Consider the following 22,712-nt stretch of genomic DNA (forward strand, 5'->3'; position numbering starts at 1 on the left):
CTTAAACCCCCGGCTCGGTGGCCTGGGTATCCCCCGTCGCAGCAGGCTGTTGTTCATCGGTAGCTTCAGTGGGATGCACTGGCGCACCCGGGCGGACCTTTTGCAGACCGGCCACTACCACCCGATCCCCGGCCTGCAGGCCGTCTTCCACCAGCCAGCGGCTGCCCACTGTGCGGCTCACTTGCACGGAACGCTGTGCCACTACATTTTCCGGGGTTACTACCATTGCCGATGTGTTGCCTTTGGGATCCCGGGCTATACCCTGCTGAGGTACCAGAATAGCGTTATCGCGCACGCCGCTGCCCACCACCGCGCGCACATACATGCCCGGCAGCAGCATATGGTCCGGGTTGGGCACCACTACCCGCAGCAACACACTGCCGGTGGAGGGGTCCACACTGGCATCGGCAAATTCCAGTTTGCCCGGGTGCGCGAACTCACTGCCATCTTCCAGCAGAATCTTTACCGGCAGGTGGCTGGCTTCAGCCAGGGCACCCGCATCCAGGGCCCTGCGCAGACTCAGCAGTTCCGCGGCGGACTGGGTGACGTCTACATAAATGGGGTCCAGTTGCTGCACCGTTGCCAGCGCCGCACTCTGGTTGGCGGTGACCAGCGCACCCTGGGTCACCGCAGACTTACCGATGCGGCCGCTGATGGGCGATGTAATCCGGGCATAGTCCAGCTGAATCCTGGCCCTTTGCAGCTCTGCTTTGGCCGCCGCCACATTGGCTCTGGCTTCCTGCAGGTCCGCTTCGGCGGAGTCGTTCTCCTGCTCGCTTACCGCGCCGTTGCCAATTAGATCCTTGGTGCGCTCGGCCTTCAGGCGGGCGATATTCATGGCGGCTTCGGCGCGCTGCAGATTCGCCTGGGCACTGTCCCGGTCCGCGCGGTAGATGGCGTCATCCAGTTGGTAGAGCGGCTGGTTGCTATCGACCTGGCCACCCTCGCGAAACAGCTGTTGCTTTACGATGCCGTTAACCTGCGGGCGGACTTCCGCCACCTTGAAGGGTGCCGTGCGTCCGGGCAGCTCCCGGGTGAGAGTGACCGGTTCGGACTTGAGGGTGACCACCGTCACCTGAGGTGTCATTCCCGGGGGCACCGCGCTCTCTTCGCTACAGGCCGAGAGCAGTGAGGATACGGCCAGAAGACCGGCGAGAATTTTCCTGTTGAGCATGACTACCTCGATAAGTGCCGACTGTGCGGGTACTGTAATCGAACACGGGGAATATTGAAGTGGCGGGGAGGCCGATTCCATTCATGGTGTATTTTATGTGATTGCGTGATTTTCGATCAACCACTTAATGGGGGTGGGTTTGCGGCTTGCGGAAGGCTTTAACCAATGTGGTCAAGGGCTTGGGTGTACTCCGGCCAGATTCCCCTGCGGCGAAGTGTTGTAATTCCGCGCCCAGACGAGAGGGGAGTTAGCGGGGGAAGGGCTTGATTGTCTCGATCACAGCGAAAAAGCAGCCGGTTCAGGTTGCACCTATTGCGGCTTAAGGCTGCGGGGCAGGGCAGTCGCCGGCTGCCAAAGTTGCCCGGATGTGGACACCGTCGGCGTATTGGCTGTGGCTGTAAGTGGTCAGATTACTTTAGGCGCAGATACTGGCCGGGCACGGGAGTTTGTTGTCCCCCTGAATTTCGCGGGGTTTTAGGGAAAAGGTGAGTGGGAAAATTCGTCGATTTCAGTGCGCACTTGCAGGTGTCAAATCAACTGTGCAGATACAGGTTCTGTGCGGTAAAAGCCAGGTATATGGCTGACACAGATATTCAAGTGAAGGTCTATCGGCGAAAATAAAACTCCAGCCATTGAAATCGCTTCGCTAAGTCCCGGTATAACTCCTGTATTCCATGTTCTGTTTTTGATGCCATTAATGATTATATGTCGGTAAATACTGTTGGGACCAAGAGAACATAAGTGGTCTTTGTGTTTTTGTGTGGGTGAGGGGCGCCAAATTTTTGTTATTCCTGTAGCCGGAACCACCGAGAATTTCGGTATTATTTATCCAGCTCGCACAGTAAGTCATCGTTAGGGGTGTAAGGTGAAAGTGTCAAAAAAACTTATGGTAAATGTGAGCCATACCTCATTTTGTCTGGTGAATTATAACGCTGAATATTGCGGTTTTTCCGCTAAAAAATAGGGTAAATAAGTTTGTTGGCGATATTTTGATTTGAGTCTGGCAAGAATTTTACCTCTGTGTATAAAACTACTATGCGGAGGGCTGCCGGCCGTCGATTTTTTGGATTTTTGGGTGGATGGTTCATGCGCCAATATATTATTATTGCGGCCCCTAAGGTTGACAGAGGTATAAGAAAAACTCGATCTTATGCGGGCTTCATTTGAAGTAAAACAATAATCAACAATAAATGCTAAGGAATTATTCTATGCAGCTTTCTTTGCGAACCAATCTCATTGGTAAGGCTTTGGCCTTTTGTGTGCTCGCAACCCCTATGGCTGCCAGTGCGCAAAGTGACAGTGCATTCGGGCATGCCAGCGACAACGCCAACTTTCTCCGCTGTGGTACCAAGCACCCAACGGATAAAGAGGCCGCTTTGAGGGAGGAGCATCTCAAGAATATGCGGGTCAGAGCGTCGGGTTCCGACGCCAGCGCCGCCTATGCCGAGCGCTCCGCGGGGTCTGTCAGTGTCGATGTGCACTTTCACGTGATCACCGATAGCAGCAATAACGGCGCGGTTTCAAATTCTGTTATCAACAATCAGATGAACGTCCTGAATGCCGCCTTTGCGGATACGCCCTTCACATTCAATCTGGTATCCACCACCAGCACCGCCAACAATGCCTGGTACAACGTAAGCCCTGACTCCCCGGCGGAAGCCGCCATGAAGTCGGCTCTGCGCGTGGGTGATGCCAGTGATCTGAACATTTACGTGGCCAACATAGGTAACGGGCTGCTGGGCTGGGCGACTTTTCCCAGCTGGTATGCCGGTAACCCCATTGACGATGGTGTGGTGGTGCTGACCGGTTCACTGCCCGGTGGTAGCGCTGCGCCCTATAACGAAGGGGATACTATGACCCACGAGGTAGGGCACTGGCTGGGTCTCTACCATACTTTCCAGGGTGGTTGCCGGGGCAGCGGTGACTATGTTGCCGATACGCCGGCAGAGAGATCTCCGGCGAGTGGTTGCCCGATAGGTCGCGATTCCTGTAAAGGCAAGAGTTCACCGGGTGTAGACCCGATCCATAATTTTATGGACTACAGCTATGACTCCTGCATGTTTGAGTTTACCGCCGGGCAGTCCAGCCGCGCGGACGAACTGAGCAGCGTTTATCGCGGTCTCTAACAGGTTGCTGAAAAAGCCTTTTTCAGGCTTTTTTCAACCGGGGTTTGCGGCACATGTCCGCAAACCCTCCACGGCAAACCAGGCAGTTATCCCTCTAATTTGCCACCCGCACATCCCTGTTTCAACAGCCTGCTAGGGCCTGTTCACACTAACTGAGATAGCCCTGCTGCTACTGGTTTAGTGGCCTGCAAGGCAGGAATTGTGGCCCACATGAGCAATTTTTAACGCCGCAGGGCGCTAAACCAGGGGCAGCCCTTCGGGTTGTACCGGAAAAGGCGCCACTCTTCGTTGCTCGTCGCTCATTTGGAACAACCAAACCGCGCTCCTCTTGCCTCGATTGGCACCTTTTCTGGCACAACAGGGCCGACTCAGTTAGTGTGAACAGGCCCTAAGACCGGGGGTAGGGCGTATTCCACAACTGGTGCTTGATTGCTCTATGCGATATTCGGATTGTGCAGATAATAGCGGCCATTGTGGGGCAGTCCCTTATCCGGTTGTGCCGTGACCTATCCGCGAATTCCCAGTGGTCCGCTGGGCACAAACAGCGTGTCCTTCTGCCCTGTTTCGGCCCGCTTCACTTCGATAGCCACGTTTTTTCCCGGGGGCACCTTGTAGATTTCCCGGCGCAGGTCGCCCATGTGGAAGACCCTTTGTCCGTTATAGGAAACGATTCTGTCACCAGGCTGCAATCCCGCTGCCGCCGCCGGCGTGTCGATAACCACCTTGCGTACTTGCATATCGGCGGGCCCGCCGATCACCTGCAGATACGCTTCAAACTCCGCATCCGTCAGTTCGTCTGCCAGTGCCCGGCGGGGATTTCTGTAGTGTTCCATTTGTTCCCGCAGTGCCAGAGCTTCTGCGGAGCCCTTGTCCGCCAGATGATGGTAGCTGTGGGACAAAGACATATGTTCATAGTTGAAGCGCTCCTGTCTGCGCAGCACTAATTCAGCCCGGTCCCGATGCATGCCCGCACGCAGCAGTTGCTGCAGCTGGTGGTCGCGCAAACGCTGCTGGCTGTCGCGCCTCGATCGAGGCTGACTTGCCGAGGTCTGACGGTCGGGGGCGGCCGGGTCGGCGTGGTCGGCAGTGGGGGTGCCATCGGCCTGGGCCTGGATATCACCCACCAGTTCCAGCAGGCGGCCCTGGATGTCGTTGATGCGCTGCAGGGAGGACTCAAGGCGCGCTACGCGGAGTTCGAGGCTGGCGGTGTCGGTAGCCGCCGGAGCGGGATTTGCTGAAGCTTCACCGGTTAGTTCGGCAGCGATATAGGCGGCAGGAACCAGTGCGAGAACACCGGCGGCGGCGATGAGTATTTCACTTCTCATTGTGAATCGACTCTCTATATCTGTTCTGGCACTTGGGGGTTGATCCCAGGTACCGGGTTAAATAGTAGTGTACGAAAATTTAGCCGTTTCTGCCGACGACCTTCGCCTAATCAATCCGGTGCGGTATTGTCGGGGGTTTTGGGGTGGTGTTGTCGTACCAGTGGCGGGGCTGATGCCGGTCCTATTGCGACTGGGGTCTGCACTGGGATTGCCTGCTGCTTCTTGTGTCCGGCCAAGGGTTGTAGCAGTAGCAGGCGACGATATAATCCCGGCGCACAATGCTGCTGTTCCTAGGCCTGTAATAGCCAGGGCGTTCTGTCTGGGCCTGGATTCCGTCAACACCGGGGTGTTCTACTCTAATGGCATTAAAAGCAACCATCTTCAAAGTCCGGCTCCAGGTGGCGGATATGGATCGGGAGTATTATGGGGAACACCAGTTGACTCTGGCGCGCCACCCTTCCGAAACCGATGAGCGGATGATGGTGCGGTTGTTGGCTTTTGCCCACAATGCGTCGCCACAGCTTGAATTTACCCGGGGGCTTTCGTCGGGAGACGAAGCGGACCTTTGGCAGTTGGGGTTGAGTGGAGCCATCGAACTCTGGGTCGAAGTGGGGCTGCCGGGGCCCGAGCGGTTGCGCAAGGCCTGCAATCGCGCAGATCGGGTTCTGGTATACAGCTATGGGCGGCGCACGGCGCAGGTCTGGTGGCAAAAACAGGGGCAGGCTCTGGGTCGCCACGAAAACCTGTGTGTCTACCACCTGGATGCCGATGCCTGTGCGCAACTTGCAACCATGGCGGAGCGCAATATGGACCTGCATGTCACTGTGCAGGACGGGCGTATCTGGATTGGATCGGGAAACCGCAGTGCGGAGCTGGTGGCGGAGATCCGAAAACCCTGAGTCACAGACTCAAAACACGCGGGGCCGGGCGGATTGGCTCAACCCGAAGGGCGCCCATTTGGCCTGTGAGTTACGCGAGCTACACAACAAGGAGATAGCAATGCCTTCATTTGACATAGTGTCCGAAGTGGACAAGCACCAGTTGACCAATGCGGTGGATCAGGTAAACCGCACCGTGGCCAACCGCTTCGATTTTAAGGGTGTGGATGCGGAAGTGGAGTTAAATGAATTCTCCCTGGTAGTGCGCGCCGAGGCGGATATCCAGCTGGATCAGATGTTGGATATGCTGCGTGCGGCGCTGGTCAAATGTCAGATAGATCCCCTGGCGATGGAGGTGGGGGAAAAGGAACAGTCCGGCAAACAGCTCAGGGCCTCGGTGACGATGAAAAACGGCCTGGAAAAAGATCTGTCAAAGAAGATCGTCAAGTTGATCAAGGATGAAAAGCTGAAAGTGCAGGCGGCCATTCAGGGCGACCAGGTGCGGGTCACCGGCAAGAAGCGCGACGACCTGCAGCAGGTAATGGCCATGCTGCGCGACAGGGAGCTGGAGCAGCCGCTGCAGTTCAGCAATTTTCGCGATTGAGTATCTGCCACTGTCATGAGCGAATTGATTTCCCTGTTGCAGGAGGTACGCGCCTGCCGCCTGTGTGAAGCGCTGCTGCCTTTGGGGCCGAATCCCGTCGTGCGCGCCGGGGAATCCGCCCGTTTACTGATTGTCGGCCAGGCGCCCGGAACCCGCGTGCATGAGACGGGTATCCCCTGGAATGACCCTTCCGGGGATCGCCTGCGGCGCTGGCTCGATATTGAGCGGGACGCTTTCTACGATGACTCTAGGATCGCCATAATCCCGATGGGATTCTGTTACCCCGGCCGCGGTGCGGGCGGCGATCTGCCACCGAGGCCGGAGTGCGCACCGGCCTGGCACGCCCGGTTGTTGCAGCAGCTGCCACAGCTGCGACTCACACTGTTGATCGGCCAGTATGCGCAGCGCTATTACCTGCCGCACTGGTATGGCAGCATTACTGAAAATGTGCGGCACTTCCGCGACGCTGTGCCGGCGGGTTATTTTCCCCTGCCGCACCCCAGCCCGCGCAATACCCTCTGGCTGCGCCAGCGTCCCTGGTTCGAGGCGGAAGTCGTGCCGGGATTGCGGCGTCAAGTAGCGAAAATTCTTAGCTAATGACTATGGATACAGAGCATAAAATCAAGATTCACCCCTCCTGGCTCAAAGTGTTGGAGGACGAATTTCACAAACCTTATATGGCTGAACTGCGGGAATTCCTGCGGTTGGAAAAGCAGGCGGGCAAGCGGATCTATCCCCCCGGCCCGCAGATTTTTAACGCCTTCAATTCAACCCCCTTCAACCGGGTTAAGGTAGTTATTCTGGGGCAGGATCCCTACCACGGGGCGGGGCAGGCCCACGGGCTCTGTTTTTCCGTGATGCCGGGGGTGCGGATTCCGCCGTCGCTGCAAAATATCTACAAGGAGCTGCACTCGGATCTGGGTATAGCGCCGGCGCGCCACGGCTGTTTACAGCCGTGGGCAGAGCAGGGGGTGTTGCTGCTGAATGCGACCCTGACCGTCGAGGATTCCAGAGCCGGCGCACATCAGGGGCGCGGTTGGGAACAGTTCACCGACGCGGCTATAGGCGCTCTGGCGGAACAGCGGGAAGGACTGGTATTTATTCTCTGGGGCAGTTATGCACAGAAAAAGGGCGCGGTTATCGATCGCAGCCGCCATCTGGTACTGAGCGCCCCGCACCCTTCGCCCCTGTCGGCAAATCGGGGTTTTTTCGGCACCCGGCCTTTTTCCTCCGCCAATGACTGGCTGTTGCAGCACGGCCAGCAGGCGATCGAGTGGGCCCTGCCGGAGGCCGCTGCACTGCGTCGGGTGGCGGTGGAGGTGTAGTCGCCTGTCCGCGTCAGGGCTCTGCTAGTGGATCGGCGTCCGCATCATAGGGCAGATCCAGCAGTTTCAGGGCGCGGCCATCGTCGAGACAGAGGGGATCTTCCACCGCCACCAGGGCATTGTTGAGTACCGCCAGCAGTTCAATGCCGCCCGCAACGGGCGCGGCGGTCAGTACTTCACCTGCGGGCCTGTGCTCGCCAATGCGGATGTCCGTACCCGGAGTCGGCAAAGGGCCGGGTTCGCAACGGGCGCGAAACATGCGACGTTTGGTGGCGCCCCGGTATTGCAGCCGGGCCACCACCTCCTGACCCGTATAACAGCCCTTTTTGAAACTTACGCCATCCAAGACATGCAGGTTCAACATCTGTGGAATAAACGCCTCGCTGGTGTCTGTATGCAGTTGCGGTATGCCGGCGGCGATCTGTTGACCCAGCCAGTTGCCGTAGCTGGCAGCTTGTGCGTGGCTTTCCAGCCGCTGCCAGAGTTCCTCCGCTTGTGCCCGCGGTACCAGGATCGCAACCTGCTGAGGGGATACCGCAAACGCCAGTGCACGGCTGCTGTCGATCTCAAAGGGCACTACTGTGCCGCTGTCGAGGCCTTCCAGGCCCAGTAGCTCAGCCGCATGCCGGACCGCTTCCGCACCCTGCAGGCCCAGCCACTGGTGGTCAGCGCTGATATCACACAGGTCCGCCTTGAAGAAGACCGAGTATCTGGCCAGCGCCGCTGTCGCCACCGCTGCCAGATCCCGTGGCATACAGAGTACAAAATCGTCTCTGGCAACTTTTAGGGCGAAGAAGGCACTGATCACCCGGCCTTTGGGATTGCAGTGGGCTCCAAGGGTTGTGTGGTGGTCGGGTAGGTTGACCAGGTCGCAGGTGAACTGCCCCTGCAGGAACTTCTGGCTGTCCGCCCCGGTGACCGATACCGCGCCCATAGGGCTCAAGTCAATCAGTTGCAGCTCCCCACCTGTGTCTGCGAAGTGGGCCTGGTCCCGGTCCCAGGTGGCGCCCCTCCCGCTTAGAAAATCCCGCCACTGCTGTAACTCCATAATCGCCGCCCGTATTTGAATTTGCCTACCGGCACTACCTTAGGGTGGCGCAATGTTTTTTCAACCCGTGGACAGTGGTTGAGGAGGGGATATGCCGGCGGTTCCGGCCACGGTTTACGGTATACTGCGCGAAACTCACCGCTGTTGGATTGAAGTGTGGATCGCAACCGCCTTTTTTGGGCCAGTCGCCGGGGAATGCTGGAGCTGGATCTGGTGCTGCTGCCGTTTCTGGAGCAGGTTTACGACACCCTGCCGGAGGGGGACAGGCAGCGCTATATCCAATTGCTGGATAGCGAAGACCAGGACCTGTTTGCCTGGCTGCTGAATCGCGACGACCCGGACGACCCGGAATTGCTGCGCATAGTGCAGATCATCCGTGACAATACCGGCCTGCAGGAATAATTTTAGCGCGGCAAATTTTGAGCGCAGCGCCCGGCTGCAATGCTCTGTGGTACCGTCGCGCCTCCTGGCCGCGATCCTGTTGGGAATCGGGCTCCAGTCCCTGGCACTGGTCTGGCTGAGCCGGCTCTGGTGGCCGGTCAGCCTGTTGGCGTCCGCACTGGTGATTGCCATTTGCTGGGTGGAGTGGAGGCGGATCAGAGCTGGCTGCGGAGTTTTGTCGACCCGGGAGCGGCGCTGGTTTTGGCGCACGGAAACGGCCGGGGAGCGCGAGTTTGCCTTTGAGGGCGAATTGGTGCTCTGGTTCTGGCTGATAGTGATCAACGGTCGCGACACCAAAGACCGGCGCCTGCGGCTGGTCTTTGCGCGGGACAGCCTCGGTCGCGATCACTGGCGGCGTCTGCAGATGGCATTGCGATACTCCCGCTGACCGGAACAGGCCCTGGCAGGTTGTTGAAAAAGGCGTCCTGCCTGTTTCAAAACACGAAAAGTGAAAAATGTGATTTTCACTTTTCTCCCAAAATCAACGACTTAGGCGTCGCCGATTTTGCCGGAACATCCATATTCCGGTAGCAGGCGTCGAAATTCTTTGAATTTCAACAGCCTGCTAGACAAACTGGCGCTGGTTGGCGAAATTTTCCGGTACCAGCACTGTGTCCATCGCCAGTTCCCGCAGCTCCGGGTAGTCCAGCGAATAGTGCAGTCCACGGCTCTCGCGCCGCTCCAGGGCGGAGCGGATGATCAGCTCCGAAACCAGTGCCAGGTTGCGCAGTTCGATCAGGTCGCTGGTGATTTTGTAATTGGCGTAAAACTCGCGAATTTCCCCCTGTAACATCCTCACCCGGTGCTCCGCCCGCAGCAGGCGCTTGCGGGTGCGGACTATGCCGACGTAATCCCACATAAACCGCCGCAATTCGTCCCAGTTGTGTGAGATGACAACATCCTCATCGGAGTCGGTGACCCGGGAGGCATCCCAGGCGGGGGCGGTGCGCGGCGGGGCTACTCCATCCAGGGTGGCCTCTATATCCATGGCGGCGGCGCGCGCATAGACCAGACACTCCAGCAGTGAATTGCTGGCCAGCCGGTTTGCTCCGTGCAGCCCCGTGAATGTGGTTTCCCCCACCGCATACAGCTGATCCAGGTCGGTGCGGCCATGCCGGTCGACCACAACGCCGCCACAGGTGTAGTGGGCTGCGGGTACCACCGGGATAGGTTCACTGGTGATGTCGATTCCGTACTGGCGGCAGTTGTTGTACACGGTGGGGAAACGGTTGCGGACAAAGTCCGCGTCCTGGTGAGAGATATCCAGATACAGGCAGTCAGCGCCGAGGCGTTTCATCTCATGGTCGATGGCGCGGGCAACTATGTCGCGCGGCGCCAGCTCACCGCGATCGTCGAAGCGGTGCATAAAGCGGCTGCCATCCGGCAGCTTCAGTCGGGCGCCTTCGCCCCGCAGCGCCTCGGTTACCAGCAGCGCCTTGGCCTCCGGGTGGTACAGGCAGGTGGGGTGAAACTGGTTGAATTCCATATTCGCCACCCGGCAGCCGGCGCGCCAGGCCATGGCGATGCCGTCGCCACTGGCGCCATCCGGATTGCTGGTGTACAGGTAGGCCTTGCTGGCGCCGCCGGTGGCCAGCACAACGGCCCGGCCCTGAAACAGCTCGACCTGTTCGGAGTGCCTGTCGAGTACATAGACGCCGGCACAGCGGAAGCGACCCCTGGAGGGATCGGGCTGGCGCACCAGGTCGAGGGCGATATGGTGCTCGAAACAGTGGATATTTTCCGCCTCGCGCACCCTCTCCAACAGGGAACTGTGCACGGCACGGCCGGTGGCGTCGGCGCTGTGCACTATGCGGCGGTGGCTGTGCCCGCCCTCCTTGGTTAGGTGGTAACCACTGTCTTCGCGATCGAAGTCCACCCCCTGCTCGATCAGCCACTGGATGGTAGCGGCGCTATTTTCGACTGTCTGCCGCACTGCATCCGGGTGGCAGAGACCGGCACCTGCATCTAAGGTGTCGGCTATATGTGATTCAATAGAATCGGCGCTGTCCAGCACCGCCGCTATACCGCCCTGGGCGAACCAGGTTGAGCCGTCCCGCAGCCGCTGTTTGGACAGCAGGGCGACGCGAAAGCGGGAGGCCAGGTGCAGGGCCAGAGTCAGGCCGGCCGCGCCGCTGCCGATTACCAGGATGTCGTAATTCGCCTGAGTAGTCATAATTTTCAATGTGTTGAGGGGTCGCGTAGTATAGCGCCTACCGTTCATTCGTCGATTTGGCCCGGAACTTATGTTGTCTCTCGAGTGTCCTCACCACCACATAACGAAAGCTTCGCGCGGCGGCCTGGGAGAAGGCTGCGGGCGTGGGGCAGTGGTTTACGGGAGTAGGGGATGACAGCGCATCAGGCGTCACCGAGTGACAGCCAGCTGGTGGAGCGGGTACAAAAAGGGGATAAGCGCGCCTTTGACCTATTGGTATTGAAGTACCAACACAAGATCCTGGCGGTGGTGAGCCGCTTTATCAAGGACCACAGCGAAGTCCAGGACGTCACCCAGGAGGCATTTATCAAGGCCTACCGGGCGCTGGCAAATTTTCGCGGTGAAAGCGCCTTTTACACCTGGATGTATCGCATTGCGATCAATACCGCCAAGAATCACCTGGTGGCCCGTGGCAGGCGTCCACCATCTTCCGATGTGGATCTCGAGGACGCTGAGTACTATTCCGGTGCGGATCTCCTGCGGGACAATGACACACCGGAAAATCAGCTGTTCCGCGACCAGTTGGAAACAGCGGTGCACGCAGCTATTCGCGCGCTGCCGGAGGATTTGCGCTCCGCGGTGACTTTGCGGGAGATGGAGGGGCTCAGTTACGAGGAGATCGCCGAGGTCATGAGCTGCCCGGTTGGCACTGTGCGATCGCGCATTTTTCGCGCCCGGGAGGCGATCGACCGGGCAGTTCAGGCGGTGATGGCTGGAGAGCCTGAAATAGTCGGCGACCGAGGTTGATGAAGGCGCCACTGGCCCCGGGCAAACTGGCGGAAAATTGTACGAATTATTTGCCGCAGCAGGGAAACGATTCGCCGCATTGAGGGTCTCAGAGCATGACCGGGGCATTCACCGGTCAGCATAGAAAAATTCAAACGCCGGTAGGGGTAACGGCCGGGCATTCAACCGCACAGAGAGGGTATACCCGTATGTCTAACGGGGATCATCAGAATCGGCTTAACGAATCGCTGTCCGCACTGGTGGACGGTGAGGCCAGTGAGCTGGAATTACAACGTCTGCTGAAGGCGAGCGCCACCTCCGCAGAGATAGGTGAGCGCTGGTCGCGTTACCAGTTGGCGGCCAGCGTAATGCGTCGCGAACGGATCGCCAAAGTGAATCCGGGTCTCGCCGCCGGTGTTTCCATGGCACTGGAGCGGGAATTGCCGCTTTCCGCGCAGGCGGCGAGCGATGGTATTGCCGTCGGGGATACCGGTTACCGGCGCACCCGCCGTATGCTGACCCGGGGTGCGGTGGCTGCGACTGTCGCCTTCGCGGCCATTTTGGGTGTGCAGCAGCTGCCCGAATCTCCCGGCAGTGCGGAACTGGTGGCGACGGCTGAGCGGCCGGTTCAGCCGCCGGTGCAGTCCGTCCAGCAGCCCAGTGGTTTCTATGTGCCGGCGCCCACTGCCCGCGCAGTGAGTACGGCCATGCCGCGACTGGTTCCTGAGCGCCAGGGGGACGGTCCCGGCCAGGCGTTTGTCCAGCAGCTTCCCACCCCGGAGCTGATGCGACACCTCAACCGGGTTATGGTTGAGCATTCGGAGCAGGCTGCAGAGTTGGGTAATCAGGGCATGGTACCCTTTGTGCGGGCCACTTTTGCCGAACAGGGTGGAAATTAGTCTTGCGCACAGCCTTTTCCCGCTTCAATCCACAAGCCAACAGCCTGCTGTTGGCTTTGTTGTTCATGGCTTCCCCTGTGGGCGCGAGCGGACCAGCGATCGGTTCGGCCCTGGCAGACCCAGGTTTGCAGCAGCCGGCAGATGGATCAGAGCAACCCGGCACCGGCGGTTCTGATGGGGATTCGCAAGCCTCGGAGCGGATTGATTACTGGCTCGACAAGCTCTCTGCGGCAGTGGACGGTCTGGACTATCGCGGTCTGGTGACTTTCGAGCACATGGGCACACTGGAAACCTTGCAGGTGGTCCACGCCGTGCGCGCCGGGGAGCAGGTGGAGCGGGTGCGCTACCTGAGCGGCCAGCCGCGCGAGCTGATCAGCCGGGGCCACCCCGGGAACTGCGGTGATAGAATGGGCCCACTGGCACGGGTGTCGCTGTGGGGCAGTGCCGCTCGCGACGGTGCACAGAATGCCTACCATTTTTTACTGCGTGGCGAAGAGCGGGTTGCGGACCGGGACACGGTAGTGATCGAGGCCCGTCCGCGGGACCATCACCGCTTGGGAATGCTGGTGAACCTGGACCGGGAAACGGGATTGCCGCTGAAGTCGATCCTGTTTGGCGCGGATGGCAAAATTCTGGAGCGCTACCAGTTTGTACAACTGGATCTCGGCCCTATAGACGATACAGATCTCAAGCCACAGTCGCCCGGGGCGCGTCAGATTGACCAGAGTGGCGGCTGTGAGTCCGCGCAGAGTCGCTGGCAGGTGCGCTGGCTGCCGGATGGCTACAAGCTGGTGGCGGTGCGCACACTGGCCGATGGTGACATGCTGGCGTTCAGCGACGGGCTCAGTGTTTTTACGGTCTTTGTGCAGCGTCTCGGGCCAGAACTGAACTTCAAAGGCCGCGCTATCCGCGGTGCCACAGTTGCCTATATGGACCAAATGGAAGTGGATGGTGTCAATTATACGGTCACAGTGGTGGGGGAGATCCCCGGCGCCACCGCGCAACTGGTGGCACGGGCCGTAGGCACCCAGCCCTGAGGTGACCGTGATGGTGGAACAGCAGGGTCGTGTAGTTGCTATCGAGGCCGATGCCATCTGGGTGGAGGCCATGGGGCAGCAGGGTTGCCACGGCTGTGTGGCCAGATCCGGCTGCGGCACCGGTTTGTTGAGTGACTATCTGGCGGGGAAGTCGCGGATTCGGGTCGATCTGAACAGCTGGAATCCCATGGACCTTTCCCTCAATGACAAGGCAGTGATCGGTATCCCCGAGCATACGCTGACTGCCGCCGCCATGCTGGTCTATCTGTTACCCCTGGCTTGCCTGATGCTGGCGGCACTGGTGGGCGAGGCGCTGGCCGGCGAGAGGGGCGCCATTATAGGGGCGGCTGGCGGGCTGGTTCTGGGCGCCGCACTGGTGCACTGGCACAGTCGCCGCAATCGAACCAACCCCTCCTACACACCACTGTTGCTGCGTATCGAATCCCACCAGCCGGACTGAAGTCCCCCCGCTAAACTGGTATTAACCCGCTGACAGGACACGGACAGGTCGACGCAGGAGTTTGCCGCCAAGCCATATCGTGTAATTACACTGGATTTCAAAGGTAAAGATCCGGCTGGTGAGTGACCATCTATCGGGTTCCCGAATGTCATTGTGCCCCTCCCGCCTGATTTTCCAGCGACTACAGGAGATTCTCCATGCGTGCCCACTGCTATAGGGAGAGCTGGCCGTTGCGAACGGCATTTGTCATTTCCCGCGGCGCCCGTACAGAGGTGCAGGTGGTGGTGGCCGAAGTGCAGGGGGGCGGGGTTACCGGGGTTGGGGAATGCACACCCTACGCCCGCTACGGGGAGTCGGTGGAGTCGGTCATTCAGCAGCTGACGCCGGTGCTGACGGATATTGGTTGCGGGCTCAGTCAGCGGCAACTGCAGTCGCGCCTGCCGGCCGGGGCGGCGCGCAACGCGCTGGACTGTGCACTGGCGGACTGGCAGGCGCGAAAGTCAGGGAAGTCCCTTCCCGGAGTGGAAAAGTTGCCCACAGTGCAGACCCTGGTCATCGATACCCCGCAGGCCATGGCGTCAGCGGCGCAGGTGGCCGTATCCGGGGGGGCGGCCACACTGAAACTCAAACTCGACGACCAGCAGGTGATTGAGCGGGTGCGGGCGGTGCGCGATGCGGTGCCGGACAGCCGGCTGGTGATCGATGCCAATGAATCCTGGCCGGTTGTAAGCCTGGAGGCCCGCTGTCACCAATTGGCGGAATTGGAAGTCGCGATGCTGGAGCAACCGCTGCCCGCCGGCGATGATGCCCACCTGTCTTCTTTTGCCCATCCGCTGCCGATTTGTGCCGATGAGAGCTGCCATTCCCGGGACGACCTGCCGCGCTTGCGGGGGCGCTACGAAATGCTCAACATCAAACTGGATAAGAGTGGCGGTATCACCGAGGCTTTGGCACTGGCCGAGGCCGCCCGGGCCGAAGGCTTTGCGTTGATGCTGGGTTGCATGTTGTGCACATCCCGGGCAATTCGCGCTGCCTGGCCGCTGGGAGAGCGGGTACCGCTGCTGGACCTGGATGGGCCTTCCTGGCTCGCCCGGGATGTGGATCCGCCGGTGAGATACGGTGCGGGTATGGTTTACTGGGTCTGAAATCAGCCGCTCCAGGTCAGTAGCCCCAGCAGTGTCTGCAGATATTGCTCGCAGGCGGCGTCAGCGGAAATTGGCGGCAGCTCAACGGTGATACAGGGCAGTGCCCGTTCGGCGCACCAGCTGCCGAAGGAGCCGGGCGTTTCGTAGTCCAGCCCTGCCACCAGTGGCAGTTCCATGCCACCCGCCAGCCACTGCCCCAGTGGAGAGTTGCCGGCATCCTCGATACAGGCCAGTGGCTCGTGGATGGATACCACCCAGGGAGGGGCGAGCTGTTCGATCAGTTGGCACAGGGCTGCGGTTTCCGCTTCCGAGCCGCCACAGGCGCCGGTGGCCAGCTTCACATCGCGCTCTTGCGCAGTGCTGGACCAGCGATAGACACTGCCGTCAGGAGTCCAGTTGGCGGTGGCGAAGTTGCGGTTGAGGTCGACTCCGCGGGCATTGGCCCGCAAACCCAGCTGGCAGCCGTCGGGGTTTACCGCGAGGATTACATGGTGGCGCAGCTGGTCCGCAAGCAGGCTGCGCAGGGCGCATGACAGTGCCACTACGGAGGCCGTCTCATCGCCGTGGGTGCCGGCCATGACGATACCCTGTTGGCCACGGCTGTCGTCCAGGTTCTGGGCCGGAAAGTACAACAGCGGCGCGCCCAGTTCGGAGTGTCCGTACTGACGGCGCGGATGGCAGAAGCGGCCGCGTTCGGAGCGGGGGCGAGGCCTGGTCATAGTTGACTCGATTGAGAGCCCTTTCCCATGTCGGCTCAAGCTGGACTTAACACTGATTTACACTATGGGGGCGAACTTTTGCGGCCAAAACGCCACTAATCGTTACCGGAAACCCATGGTCGCCGGCGGCTCAGCCCCCCATATGGGCGACCATATGGGCGAAGGGCGGCCGAAGGTGACTGCCAAGTTGATTGTCCTATAGGATACTAGAAGGAATAACCAAAGGTAACAAATCGATGGTAAAGCGCAGTGTGCAGTGTCTTGTGATTCTGTGTCTCTTGATTTCGACATCCGCCTTCGCCAGGGGGCTGCCGGAACTGACCGACCTCATCAAGGAAAATTCTCCCGCAGTGGTGAAGATCAACACTATGGAGACCAGTCGCAGGGTCCGCGGTAACGAACCGCCGCAGTTCCGCGGGGACATCCCGGATATTTTCCGCCAGTTGCTGGATCCGCGCCGCGGCCAGCCGCGCCCCACCGCCACCATGGGCTCGGGCTTCATCATTTCGGACGACGGCTATGTAGTGACCAACAACCATGTGGTGGACGGCGCTGACAAGGTGGTGGTGACCCTGACGGACCGGCGTGAATACGACGCCACGGTCATAGGCACGGATGTGGCATCAGACCTGGCCCTGTTGAAAATAGAGGCCGACGACCTGCCGGCAGTGGAATGGGGTGAGTCGGACAATCTGGAAGTGGGCGAATGGGTGGTCGCCATCGGTTCCCCGTTCGGTCTCGACTATTCCGCCAGCGCAGGGATCATCAGTGCCAAGGGCCGCAGTATTCCCAACGAAAGCCGCGAGAACTATGTGCCTTTCATCCAGACTGACGTGGCAATTAATCCGGGCAACTCAGGCGGTCCACTGTTCAACCTGGATGGTGAGGTGGTGGGTATCAACTCACAGATATACACCCGCAGCGGCGGCTCTATCGGCTTGTCGTTCGCCATCCCCTCGGACCTCGCCCGGGACGTGGTGGCGCAGTTGAAGGAAAAGGGGCGCGTGGACCGCGGCTGGCTCGGTGTCGGCATCCAGAATGTGGACCGCAAGATGGCGGAGGCTATGGGTCTGGGCACACCCAGTGGCGCCCTGGTGGCCCAGGTGGAGTCCGGTGCGCCCGCGGCCCAGGCCGGAATCATGGCCGGTGACATTATTCTGCGCTTCGACGGTGAAAAAATCTCGGAGTCCGGTGACCTGCCCCATGTGGTGGGACGGACCAGGCCCGGTAGTGAAGTCACAGTGCAGCTGATGCGCAAGGGTGAGTCGAAGAATGTCAGTGTGGTTGTCGGTACCCTGGACACTGAAGCGAACGATGCCCTGCAAACTTCCGTAGGCCCCGCCAGTGCGGAGGGAGGGCGCCTGGGTCTGGTAGTGGAGGATATCCCCGATACCCTGAAACAGCGCTGGAACGTGGATGGTGGCGTTGTGGTCAGGCAGGTGGTGCCCGGTAAACCCGGTGCCAAGGCTGGCCTGCGGAGTGGCGATATAGTGGCGCAGCTGGGGTTTGACGAAGTGCGCAACCTGAAAGACTACGTCAAGATTTCCAAGGACCTGCCCCAGGGAGAGTTGCTGCCGATCCGCTTCTTCCGCGGTGGACAGCCCACTTTCCGCACTATCCAGATAGACGGCTGAGAAATCGGCCCCGGACATTAGCCCTGGCGGCGGCCGGTGAAAACCGGCCGCCGCTGTCGTTTTATCAGCCCGGTACTGCCCAGCAGCCGCCGCCTTCTGCTAGACTTGCGCCTCGCCGCAGGCCCTGGGCCTGGTTAACATTTTGATTTTGCAAGGGTTTCTATTCCCCAGTGGCAACAGATCTGTCCCATATCCGCAACTTTTCCATCATTGCCCATATCGATCACGGCAAATCGACCCTGGCCGACCGCTTTATCCAGGTGTGTGGCGGCCTCAGTGATCGGGAAATGGCCGAGCAGGTGCTCGACAGTATGGACCTGGAGCGTGAGCGCGGTATCACCATCAAGGCCCAGAGCGTGACCCTGGATTACACGGCCCGAGACGGTGAGACCTACCAGCTGAACTTCATCGATACCCCGGGCCACGTGGATTTCTCCTACGAGGTATCCCGTTCCCTCGCCGCCTGTGAGGGCGCCCTGCTGGTGGTGGATGCGGCCCAGGGGGTGGAAGCCCAGTCGGTGGCCAACTGCTACACCGCCATCGAGCAGGGTCTGGAGGTGATTCCGGTACTCAACAAGATGGATCTGCCCCAGGCGGATCCGGACAAGGTGGCGGAGGAGATCGAGGACATTATCGGCATAGATGCCACTGAAGCGACACGCTGCAGCGCCAAGTCCGGGCTCGCTGTCGAAGATGTCCTGGAGGATCTGGTGCGCCGGGTGCCGCCACCCCAGGGCGATGTGGATGCGCCGCTGCAGGCACTGATTATCGATTCCTGGTTCGACAGCTATCTGGGGGTGGTCTCTCTGGTACGCGTGGTGCAGGGCACCCTCAAGGTAAAAGACAAGATAGTGACCAAGTCCATTGGCCGTGCCCATGTGGTGGACAGTGTCGGCACCTTTACCCCCAAGCGCAATGAAACCGGTGTATTGCGCGCTGGTGAAGTGGGCTTTGTGGTGGCGGGTATCAAGGATATCCACGGCGCACCGGTGGGGGATACGTTGACCCATGCCAAGGGCGCGCAAGAGGTGGACATGCTGCCGGGTTTCCAGCGGGTCAAGCCACAGGTGTACGCAGGCCTGTTTCCGGTCAGCTCCGACGACTATGAGGCGTTTCGCGATGCGCTGGAGAAGCTGTCCCTGAATGATGCCTCCCTGTTCTATGAGCCCGAGACCTCCGATGCGCTCGGTTTCGGTTTTCGCTGTGGCTTTCTGGGCATGCTGCATATGGAAATCATTCAGGAGCGGTTGGAGCGCGAGTACGACCTGGATCTGATTACCACGGCGCCCACTGTGGTCTACGAAGTGGCGCTGAACGATGGTAGTGTGGTCACCGTGGACAATCCCTCGCGGTTGCCGGACCTCGGCTCCATTGCTGAAATGCGCGAGCCCATCGCCGAGGTCAATATTCTGGTGCCGCAGGAGTACCTGGGTAACGTGATTACCCTGTGTGTGGAAAAAAGAGGGGTGCAGAGGGATATGCAGTACCTGGGCAACCAGGTGTCCCTGCGCTACGAGCTGCCCATGAGCGAAGTGGTGATGGACTTTTTCGACCGCCTCAAGTCCGTGAGCCGGGGCTTTGCATCGCTGGACTACGGATTTGTGCGCTTCGACGCGGCAAAGCTGGTTCGCCTCGATATCCTTATCAACGGCGACCGGGTGGATGCGCTGGCGTTGATCGTGCACCGCGACAATGCCCACCACAAGGGCCGCGCTATGGCGGAAAAGATGAAAGAATTGATCCCGCGGCAAATGTTCGACGTAGCCATACAGGCAGCCATAGGGGGCCAGGTGGTAGCGCGCACCACAGTGAAAGCACTGCGCAAGAATGTTACCGCCAAGTGCTACGGCGGTGATGTGACGCGGAAAAAGAAGCTGCTGGAGAAACAAAAAGAGGGCAAGCGCCGCATGAAACAGTTGGGTCGGGTCGAAGTGCCGCAGGAGGCATTTCTGGCGGTACTCAAGGTGGATCAGTAGGGCGGTCCCGCCGGTTGTGCAAACGAAGCTAGAGAAACGAGCATGGATATTAACTTTCCCCTGATCCTCCTGTGGTTGGTAGTCGGCAGCGGCGGTATCTGGCTGGTGGACAGTCTGTTTTTTGCCCGTCGCCGCGCTCAGGATGTCGCTGAGCCCCTGGTCGTGGAGTACGCCAAGTCTTTTTTCCCCGTACTGGCGATTATCTTTATTCTGCGCTCCTTTGTGGTGGAGCCTTTTCAGATTCCATCCCGGTCGATGGTGCCGACGCTGCAGGTGGGGGATTTTATTCTGGTGAACAAATACGCCTATGGCCTGCGCCTGCCGGTCGCGCGCACCAAGGTGATCGATATCGGCGAGCCCCAGCGCGGCGATGTGATGGTGTTTTTCCCCCCGCACATGAACGACACCTACTTCATCAAGCGGGTTATCGGTCTGCCCGGGGATAAAGTGGAGCTCAGGGACAATGTATTGTTTATCAATGGTGAGCGGGCGCCACAGGAACTGATCCAGGCGTTGCCCCCGGGGAATCCGCAGCTGGAGGTCAAGTGGGAGGAGATCTACGGTCGCCGCCACCTGATGGCGCGGCATGTGGCTCCCAGTCTGTACAGCAACTACAGCGGAGTGGTGCCCGAGGGTCACTACTTTATGATGGGGGACAACCGCGACAACAGCCTCGACAGCCGCAAGTGGGGTTTCGTGCCCGAGCAGGATGTGGTCGGCAAGGCGTTCGCGATCTGGATGCACTGGGACAATCTGTTTAGCCTGCCGAGTTTTAAACGCGTGGGCTCGATCCAATAATTAAAATCAGTCGAGGATTTGGCAATGGGCAAGCAGCTAAGGGTTTCCCTGCGGCAGCAGCGCGGCTTGAGTTACTGGGGGCTGCTACTGGTAATAGCGGTGTTTGGGTTTGTACTGACCTGCGTCTCCCGGATGGGGCCCGCATACATCGACGCTTATTATGTCGATGAAGGATTGCGCAAACTGGCGCAAAACCCGGACCTGGAGACTATGACCAAGGGTCAGATCAGAACTGATTTGGATCGCTTTTTCCTCCTCAACAATGTCCGTGGCGAGCCCACCAAGGCGTTGCGGGTGATCAGTGGCGCCGACAGTAAGTTGGTGAGCGTTGAGTACGAACTGCGCCAGCCGCTGATCTACAATGTCGATGTGGTGATGAAATTCAATAAACAGTTAAATACCGCCAAGGCGGACCTCTGCTGCGAGCCCCTGGTGGACCTGAAGCAATTTCGCAAAAGTGACTGACCTATTACTCGATCGTCTCAGTCAGCGACTGGGACACTCCTTTGCGCGCCGGGATCTGCTGGAGCTGGCGCTCACCCACCGTTCCCACGGCAGTCGCAACAATGAGCGGCTGGAATTTCTCGGCGATTCCATTCTCGGCTTCACCATCGGTGCGGCACTGTTTGAGCAGTTTCCCCAGGGGCGGGAGGGGCAGCTCAGCCGGCTGCGTGCGCAGCTGGTCAGCGGTGAGACATTGGCCGATCTGGCCAGGGAGATGGAAGTGGGCGAGTGCCTGCGCCTGGGGGATGGGGAAATGAAAAGTGGCGGCTTTCGCCGTGCGTCCATCCTCGCCGATGCGCTGGAAGCTTTGATCGGTGCCATCTACCTGGACGCGGGGCTGGAGAGGGCGCGGGAGCGGGTACTGACCTGGTTTGCCTCCCGTCTGCAGTCACTGTCCCCGGAAAATACCAAGGATGCCAAGACGCAGCTGCAGGAATGGCTGCAGGCCCGCAAGCGGCCACTGCCCGAATACAGGGTGGTCAATATTGCCGGAGAGGAACACGCCCAGCGATTTATCGTGGAGTGTCGGGTCAACGGCCTGGCGGAACCGGCGAGGGGCGAGGCCGGCAGTCGCCGGGCAGCGGAAAAACTCGCCGCATCAGTGGCCTATCGGCGCCTGACCGGCGGCGCCTGATTCCCGCGCGTAGCAGCGCCACAGTCTTTGTGCATTCAGGGCGCCATCGGTGCCATTACAGCTTAAACTGCAAACGTCGAGGCAGACATTCGTCTATCTGGAGAAAGTATTTGAACGACACGGTTTCCTCTCAACCCCACCGCTGTGGCTATGTGGCCATAGTGGGCCGACCCAATGTGGGCAAGTCCACGCTGCTAAACCACCTGCTGGGCCAGAAGCTGGCGATCACCTCGCGCAAGCCGCAGACGACCCGGCACAATATGCTGGGTATAAAAACCGTGGGCAGCGACCAGATTATTTTTGTCGACACACCGGGACTGCACGCGGATGCCGACCGGGCGATCAACCGCTACATGAACCGGGCCGCGAGTGGCGCGGTGCGGGATGTGGATCTGGTGGTGTTCGTTGTGGAACGCGCTCGCTGGACCGAGGGAGACCAACTGGTCGCGGATAGATTACAGGGGCTCAAGTGTCCGCTGGTGATAGCCGTCAACAAAGTGGACCAGCTCGAGGACAAGGCCGAGCTACTACCGCAGCTGCAGGCACTGGCCGACCGGCACCCGAATGCCGAGATCGTGCCGGTTTCCGCCCTGCGCGGTGTCAATCTGGACGCCCTGGAAAGTGTGATAGTGCGGCATCTGCCCCAGGGGCAGCATTTTTTCCCCGCAGATCAGATTACTGACCGCAGTTCCCGTTTTCTGGCCGCGGAAATAGTGCGGGAAAAGGTTACCCGGCAGTTGGGTGCAGAAATTCCCTACCAGGTGAACGTGGAAGTGGAAGAGTTTGTTCAGGAAGGCAATATCCTGCACATCAGCGCCGCCATTCTGGTGGAGCGTTCCGGACAGAAGCGGATTATCATCGGCAACAAGGGTGAGCGCATCAAACAGATTGGCAGCCAGGCGCGGGAGGATATCGAACGGCTGCTGGATAGCAAAGTGATGCTCAACCTGTGGGTGAAAGTGAAATCCGGCTGGTCCGACGACGAGCGCGCACTGCGCAGTCTCGGCTACCGGGACGACTAGTCGCGGCAACCCTTATACTCACTGA

23 protein-coding genes are annotated in these 22,712 nt (G+C 59.7%); 18 read left to right on the plus strand and 5 right to left on the minus strand.

The window, feature by feature from the left end:
* Position 1: 1 nt before the first annotated feature.
* Positions 2–1,174, minus strand: a complete 1,173-nt coding sequence (locus ABVT36_RS01475; protein ID WP_368454923.1) for an efflux RND transporter periplasmic adaptor subunit — start codon at positions 1,172–1,174, stop codon at positions 2–4.
* A 1,208-nt stretch (positions 1,175–2,382) separates the two neighbouring features.
* On the opposite strand from ABVT36_RS01475, the gene ABVT36_RS01480 reads away from it, so the two are divergent.
* Complete coding sequence (locus ABVT36_RS01480) at positions 2,383–3,300, plus strand: zinc metalloprotease (protein WP_368454924.1); 918 nt, start codon at positions 2,383–2,385, stop codon at positions 3,298–3,300.
* Between the two features lie 506 nt (positions 3,301–3,806).
* On the opposite strand, the gene ABVT36_RS01485 is transcribed toward ABVT36_RS01480, so the two are convergent.
* Positions 3,807–4,625 carry a PDZ domain-containing protein gene (locus tag ABVT36_RS01485; RefSeq protein ID WP_368454925.1) on the minus strand — a complete coding sequence of 273 codons (819 nt, stop codon included), beginning with the start codon at positions 4,623–4,625 and terminating at the stop codon, positions 3,807–3,809.
* 359 nt (positions 4,626–4,984) lie between these two features.
* Here ABVT36_RS01485 and ABVT36_RS01490 point away from each other — a divergent pair, with 359 nt between their 5' ends.
* The 4 genes from ABVT36_RS01490 to ung all read left to right on the plus strand — a co-directional run bounded on the left by ABVT36_RS01490 (position 4,985) and on the right by ung (position 7,432).
* A complete protein-coding gene (locus tag ABVT36_RS01490) occupies positions 4,985–5,524 on the plus strand; it encodes a YaeQ family protein (RefSeq protein WP_368454926.1) in 540 nt (179 codons plus the stop codon).
* 100 nt (positions 5,525–5,624) lie between these two features.
* Entirely contained in the window at positions 5,625–6,107 is a 483-nt protein-coding gene (locus ABVT36_RS01495; RefSeq protein ID WP_368454927.1) for a YajQ family cyclic di-GMP-binding protein, read from the plus strand.
* 15 nt (positions 6,108–6,122) lie between these two features.
* A complete protein-coding gene (locus tag ABVT36_RS01500) occupies positions 6,123–6,704 on the plus strand; it encodes a uracil-DNA glycosylase family protein (RefSeq protein WP_368454928.1) in 582 nt (193 codons plus the stop codon).
* A 5-nt stretch (positions 6,705–6,709) separates the two neighbouring features.
* Positions 6,710–7,432 (plus strand): uracil-DNA glycosylase, encoded by a 723-nt coding sequence (gene ung, locus ABVT36_RS01505; protein ID WP_368454929.1) that lies wholly within the window; start codon positions 6,710–6,712, stop codon positions 7,430–7,432.
* A gap of 13 nt (positions 7,433–7,445) precedes the next feature.
* On the opposite strand, the gene ABVT36_RS01510 is transcribed toward ung, so the two are convergent.
* On the minus strand, positions 7,446–8,480 hold the full coding sequence (locus ABVT36_RS01510; protein WP_368454930.1) for a folate-binding protein YgfZ: 1,035 nt from the start codon (positions 8,478–8,480) through the stop codon (positions 7,446–7,448).
* A gap of 156 nt (positions 8,481–8,636) precedes the next feature.
* Between ABVT36_RS01510 and ABVT36_RS01515 the strand changes: the two genes are divergently transcribed.
* Both ABVT36_RS01515 and ABVT36_RS01520 read left to right on the plus strand, forming a co-directional pair.
* Positions 8,637–8,882: a succinate dehydrogenase assembly factor 2 gene (locus tag ABVT36_RS01515; protein ID WP_368454931.1), complete on the plus strand. Its 246-nt coding sequence runs from the start codon at positions 8,637–8,639 to the stop codon at positions 8,880–8,882.
* Positions 8,857–9,309, plus strand: a complete 453-nt coding sequence (locus ABVT36_RS01520; protein ID WP_368454932.1) for a protein YgfX — start codon at positions 8,857–8,859, stop codon at positions 9,307–9,309. The genes ABVT36_RS01515 and ABVT36_RS01520 overlap by 26 nt, the downstream gene beginning before the upstream one ends.
* 177 nt (positions 9,310–9,486) lie before the next feature.
* Here the strand turns inward: ABVT36_RS01520 and nadB are convergent, their stop codons facing one another.
* Positions 9,487–11,094, minus strand: a complete 1,608-nt coding sequence (gene nadB / locus ABVT36_RS01525) for an L-aspartate oxidase (protein ID WP_368454933.1) — start codon at positions 11,092–11,094, stop codon at positions 9,487–9,489.
* A 171-nt stretch (positions 11,095–11,265) separates the two neighbouring features.
* Between nadB and rpoE the strand changes: the two genes are divergently transcribed.
* The 5 genes from rpoE to ycjG all read left to right on the plus strand — a co-directional run bounded on the left by rpoE (position 11,266) and on the right by ycjG (position 15,400).
* A complete protein-coding gene (gene rpoE / locus ABVT36_RS01530) occupies positions 11,266–11,880 on the plus strand; it encodes an RNA polymerase sigma factor RpoE (protein ID WP_367148498.1) in 615 nt (204 codons plus the stop codon).
* 188 nt (positions 11,881–12,068) lie between these two features.
* Complete coding sequence (locus ABVT36_RS01535) at positions 12,069–12,758, plus strand: sigma-E factor negative regulatory protein (protein ID WP_368454934.1); 690 nt, start codon at positions 12,069–12,071, stop codon at positions 12,756–12,758.
* A gap of 2 nt (positions 12,759–12,760) precedes the next feature.
* Complete coding sequence (locus ABVT36_RS01540) at positions 12,761–13,795, plus strand: MucB/RseB C-terminal domain-containing protein (RefSeq protein WP_368454935.1); 1,035 nt, start codon at positions 12,761–12,763, stop codon at positions 13,793–13,795.
* 10 nt (positions 13,796–13,805) lie between these two features.
* Entirely contained in the window at positions 13,806–14,255 is a 450-nt protein-coding gene (locus ABVT36_RS01545) for a SoxR reducing system RseC family protein (RefSeq protein ID WP_368454936.1), read from the plus strand.
* A gap of 197 nt (positions 14,256–14,452) precedes the next feature.
* Positions 14,453–15,400, plus strand: a complete 948-nt coding sequence (gene ycjG / locus ABVT36_RS01550; RefSeq protein ID WP_368454937.1) for an L-Ala-D/L-Glu epimerase — start codon at positions 14,453–14,455, stop codon at positions 15,398–15,400.
* A 2-nt stretch (positions 15,401–15,402) separates the two neighbouring features.
* On the opposite strand, the gene mpaA is transcribed toward ycjG, so the two are convergent.
* Complete coding sequence (gene mpaA, locus ABVT36_RS01555; RefSeq protein ID WP_368454938.1) at positions 15,403–16,119, minus strand: murein tripeptide amidase MpaA; 717 nt, start codon at positions 16,117–16,119, stop codon at positions 15,403–15,405.
* Positions 16,120–16,355: 236 nt separating this feature from the next.
* Between mpaA and ABVT36_RS01560 the strand changes: the two genes are divergently transcribed.
* The 6 genes from ABVT36_RS01560 to era all read left to right on the plus strand — a co-directional run bounded on the left by ABVT36_RS01560 (position 16,356) and on the right by era (position 22,687).
* Positions 16,356–17,753, plus strand: a complete 1,398-nt coding sequence (locus tag ABVT36_RS01560; protein WP_367148492.1) for a Do family serine endopeptidase — start codon at positions 16,356–16,358, stop codon at positions 17,751–17,753.
* A 170-nt stretch (positions 17,754–17,923) separates the two neighbouring features.
* A complete protein-coding gene (gene lepA / locus ABVT36_RS01565) occupies positions 17,924–19,729 on the plus strand; it encodes a translation elongation factor 4 (protein ID WP_367148491.1) in 1,806 nt (601 codons plus the stop codon).
* Positions 19,730–19,771: 42 nt separating this feature from the next.
* A complete protein-coding gene (gene lepB, locus ABVT36_RS01570; protein WP_368454939.1) occupies positions 19,772–20,527 on the plus strand; it encodes a signal peptidase I in 756 nt (251 codons plus the stop codon).
* Positions 20,528–20,551: 24 nt separating this feature from the next.
* Positions 20,552–20,992, plus strand: a complete 441-nt coding sequence (locus ABVT36_RS01575; protein ID WP_368454940.1) for a DUF4845 domain-containing protein — start codon at positions 20,552–20,554, stop codon at positions 20,990–20,992.
* Positions 20,985–21,665, plus strand: coding sequence for a ribonuclease III (gene rnc / locus ABVT36_RS01580; RefSeq protein ID WP_368454941.1), 681 nt, complete (start codon positions 20,985–20,987; stop codon positions 21,663–21,665). The genes ABVT36_RS01575 and rnc overlap by 8 nt, the downstream gene beginning before the upstream one ends.
* 110 nt (positions 21,666–21,775) lie before the next feature.
* A complete protein-coding gene (era, locus tag ABVT36_RS01585; protein ID WP_367148487.1) occupies positions 21,776–22,687 on the plus strand; it encodes a GTPase Era in 912 nt (303 codons plus the stop codon).
* Positions 22,688–22,712 lie beyond the last annotated feature (25 nt).

It is taken from the genome of Microbulbifer sp. TYP-18, assembly GCF_040932045.1.
Classification (GTDB): Bacteria; Pseudomonadota; Gammaproteobacteria; order Pseudomonadales; family Cellvibrionaceae; genus Microbulbifer.

Coding starts and splice junctions, on each gene's coding strand:
- ABVT36_RS01475 (WP_368454923.1), bottom strand. CDS start 1,174: ATGCTCAACAGGAAAATTCTCGCCGGTCTTCTGGCCGTATCCTCACTG.
- ABVT36_RS01480 (WP_368454924.1), top strand. CDS start 2,383: ATGCAGCTTTCTTTGCGAACCAATCTCATTGGTAAGGCTTTGGCCTTT.
- ABVT36_RS01485 (WP_368454925.1), bottom strand. CDS start 4,625: ATGAGAAGTGAAATACTCATCGCCGCCGCCGGTGTTCTCGCACTGGTT.
- ABVT36_RS01490 (WP_368454926.1), top strand. CDS start 4,985: ATGGCATTAAAAGCAACCATCTTCAAAGTCCGGCTCCAGGTGGCGGAT.
- ABVT36_RS01495 (WP_368454927.1), top strand. CDS start 5,625: ATGCCTTCATTTGACATAGTGTCCGAAGTGGACAAGCACCAGTTGACC.
- ABVT36_RS01500 (WP_368454928.1), top strand. CDS start 6,123: ATGAGCGAATTGATTTCCCTGTTGCAGGAGGTACGCGCCTGCCGCCTG.
- ung (WP_368454929.1), top strand. CDS start 6,710: ATGGATACAGAGCATAAAATCAAGATTCACCCCTCCTGGCTCAAAGTG.
- ABVT36_RS01510 (WP_368454930.1), bottom strand. CDS start 8,480: ATGGAGTTACAGCAGTGGCGGGATTTTCTAAGCGGGAGGGGCGCCACC.
- nadB (WP_368454933.1), bottom strand. CDS start 11,094: ATGACTACTCAGGCGAATTACGACATCCTGGTAATCGGCAGCGGCGCG.
- rpoE (WP_367148498.1), top strand. CDS start 11,266: ATGACAGCGCATCAGGCGTCACCGAGTGACAGCCAGCTGGTGGAGCGG.
- ABVT36_RS01535 (WP_368454934.1), top strand. CDS start 12,069: ATGTCTAACGGGGATCATCAGAATCGGCTTAACGAATCGCTGTCCGCA.
- ABVT36_RS01545 (WP_368454936.1), top strand. CDS start 13,806: ATGGTGGAACAGCAGGGTCGTGTAGTTGCTATCGAGGCCGATGCCATC.
- ycjG (WP_368454937.1), top strand. CDS start 14,453: ATGCGTGCCCACTGCTATAGGGAGAGCTGGCCGTTGCGAACGGCATTT.
- mpaA (WP_368454938.1), bottom strand. CDS start 16,119: ATGACCAGGCCTCGCCCCCGCTCCGAACGCGGCCGCTTCTGCCATCCG.
- ABVT36_RS01560 (WP_367148492.1), top strand. CDS start 16,356: ATGGTAAAGCGCAGTGTGCAGTGTCTTGTGATTCTGTGTCTCTTGATT.
- lepB (WP_368454939.1), top strand. CDS start 19,772: ATGGATATTAACTTTCCCCTGATCCTCCTGTGGTTGGTAGTCGGCAGC.
- ABVT36_RS01575 (WP_368454940.1), top strand. CDS start 20,552: ATGGGCAAGCAGCTAAGGGTTTCCCTGCGGCAGCAGCGCGGCTTGAGT.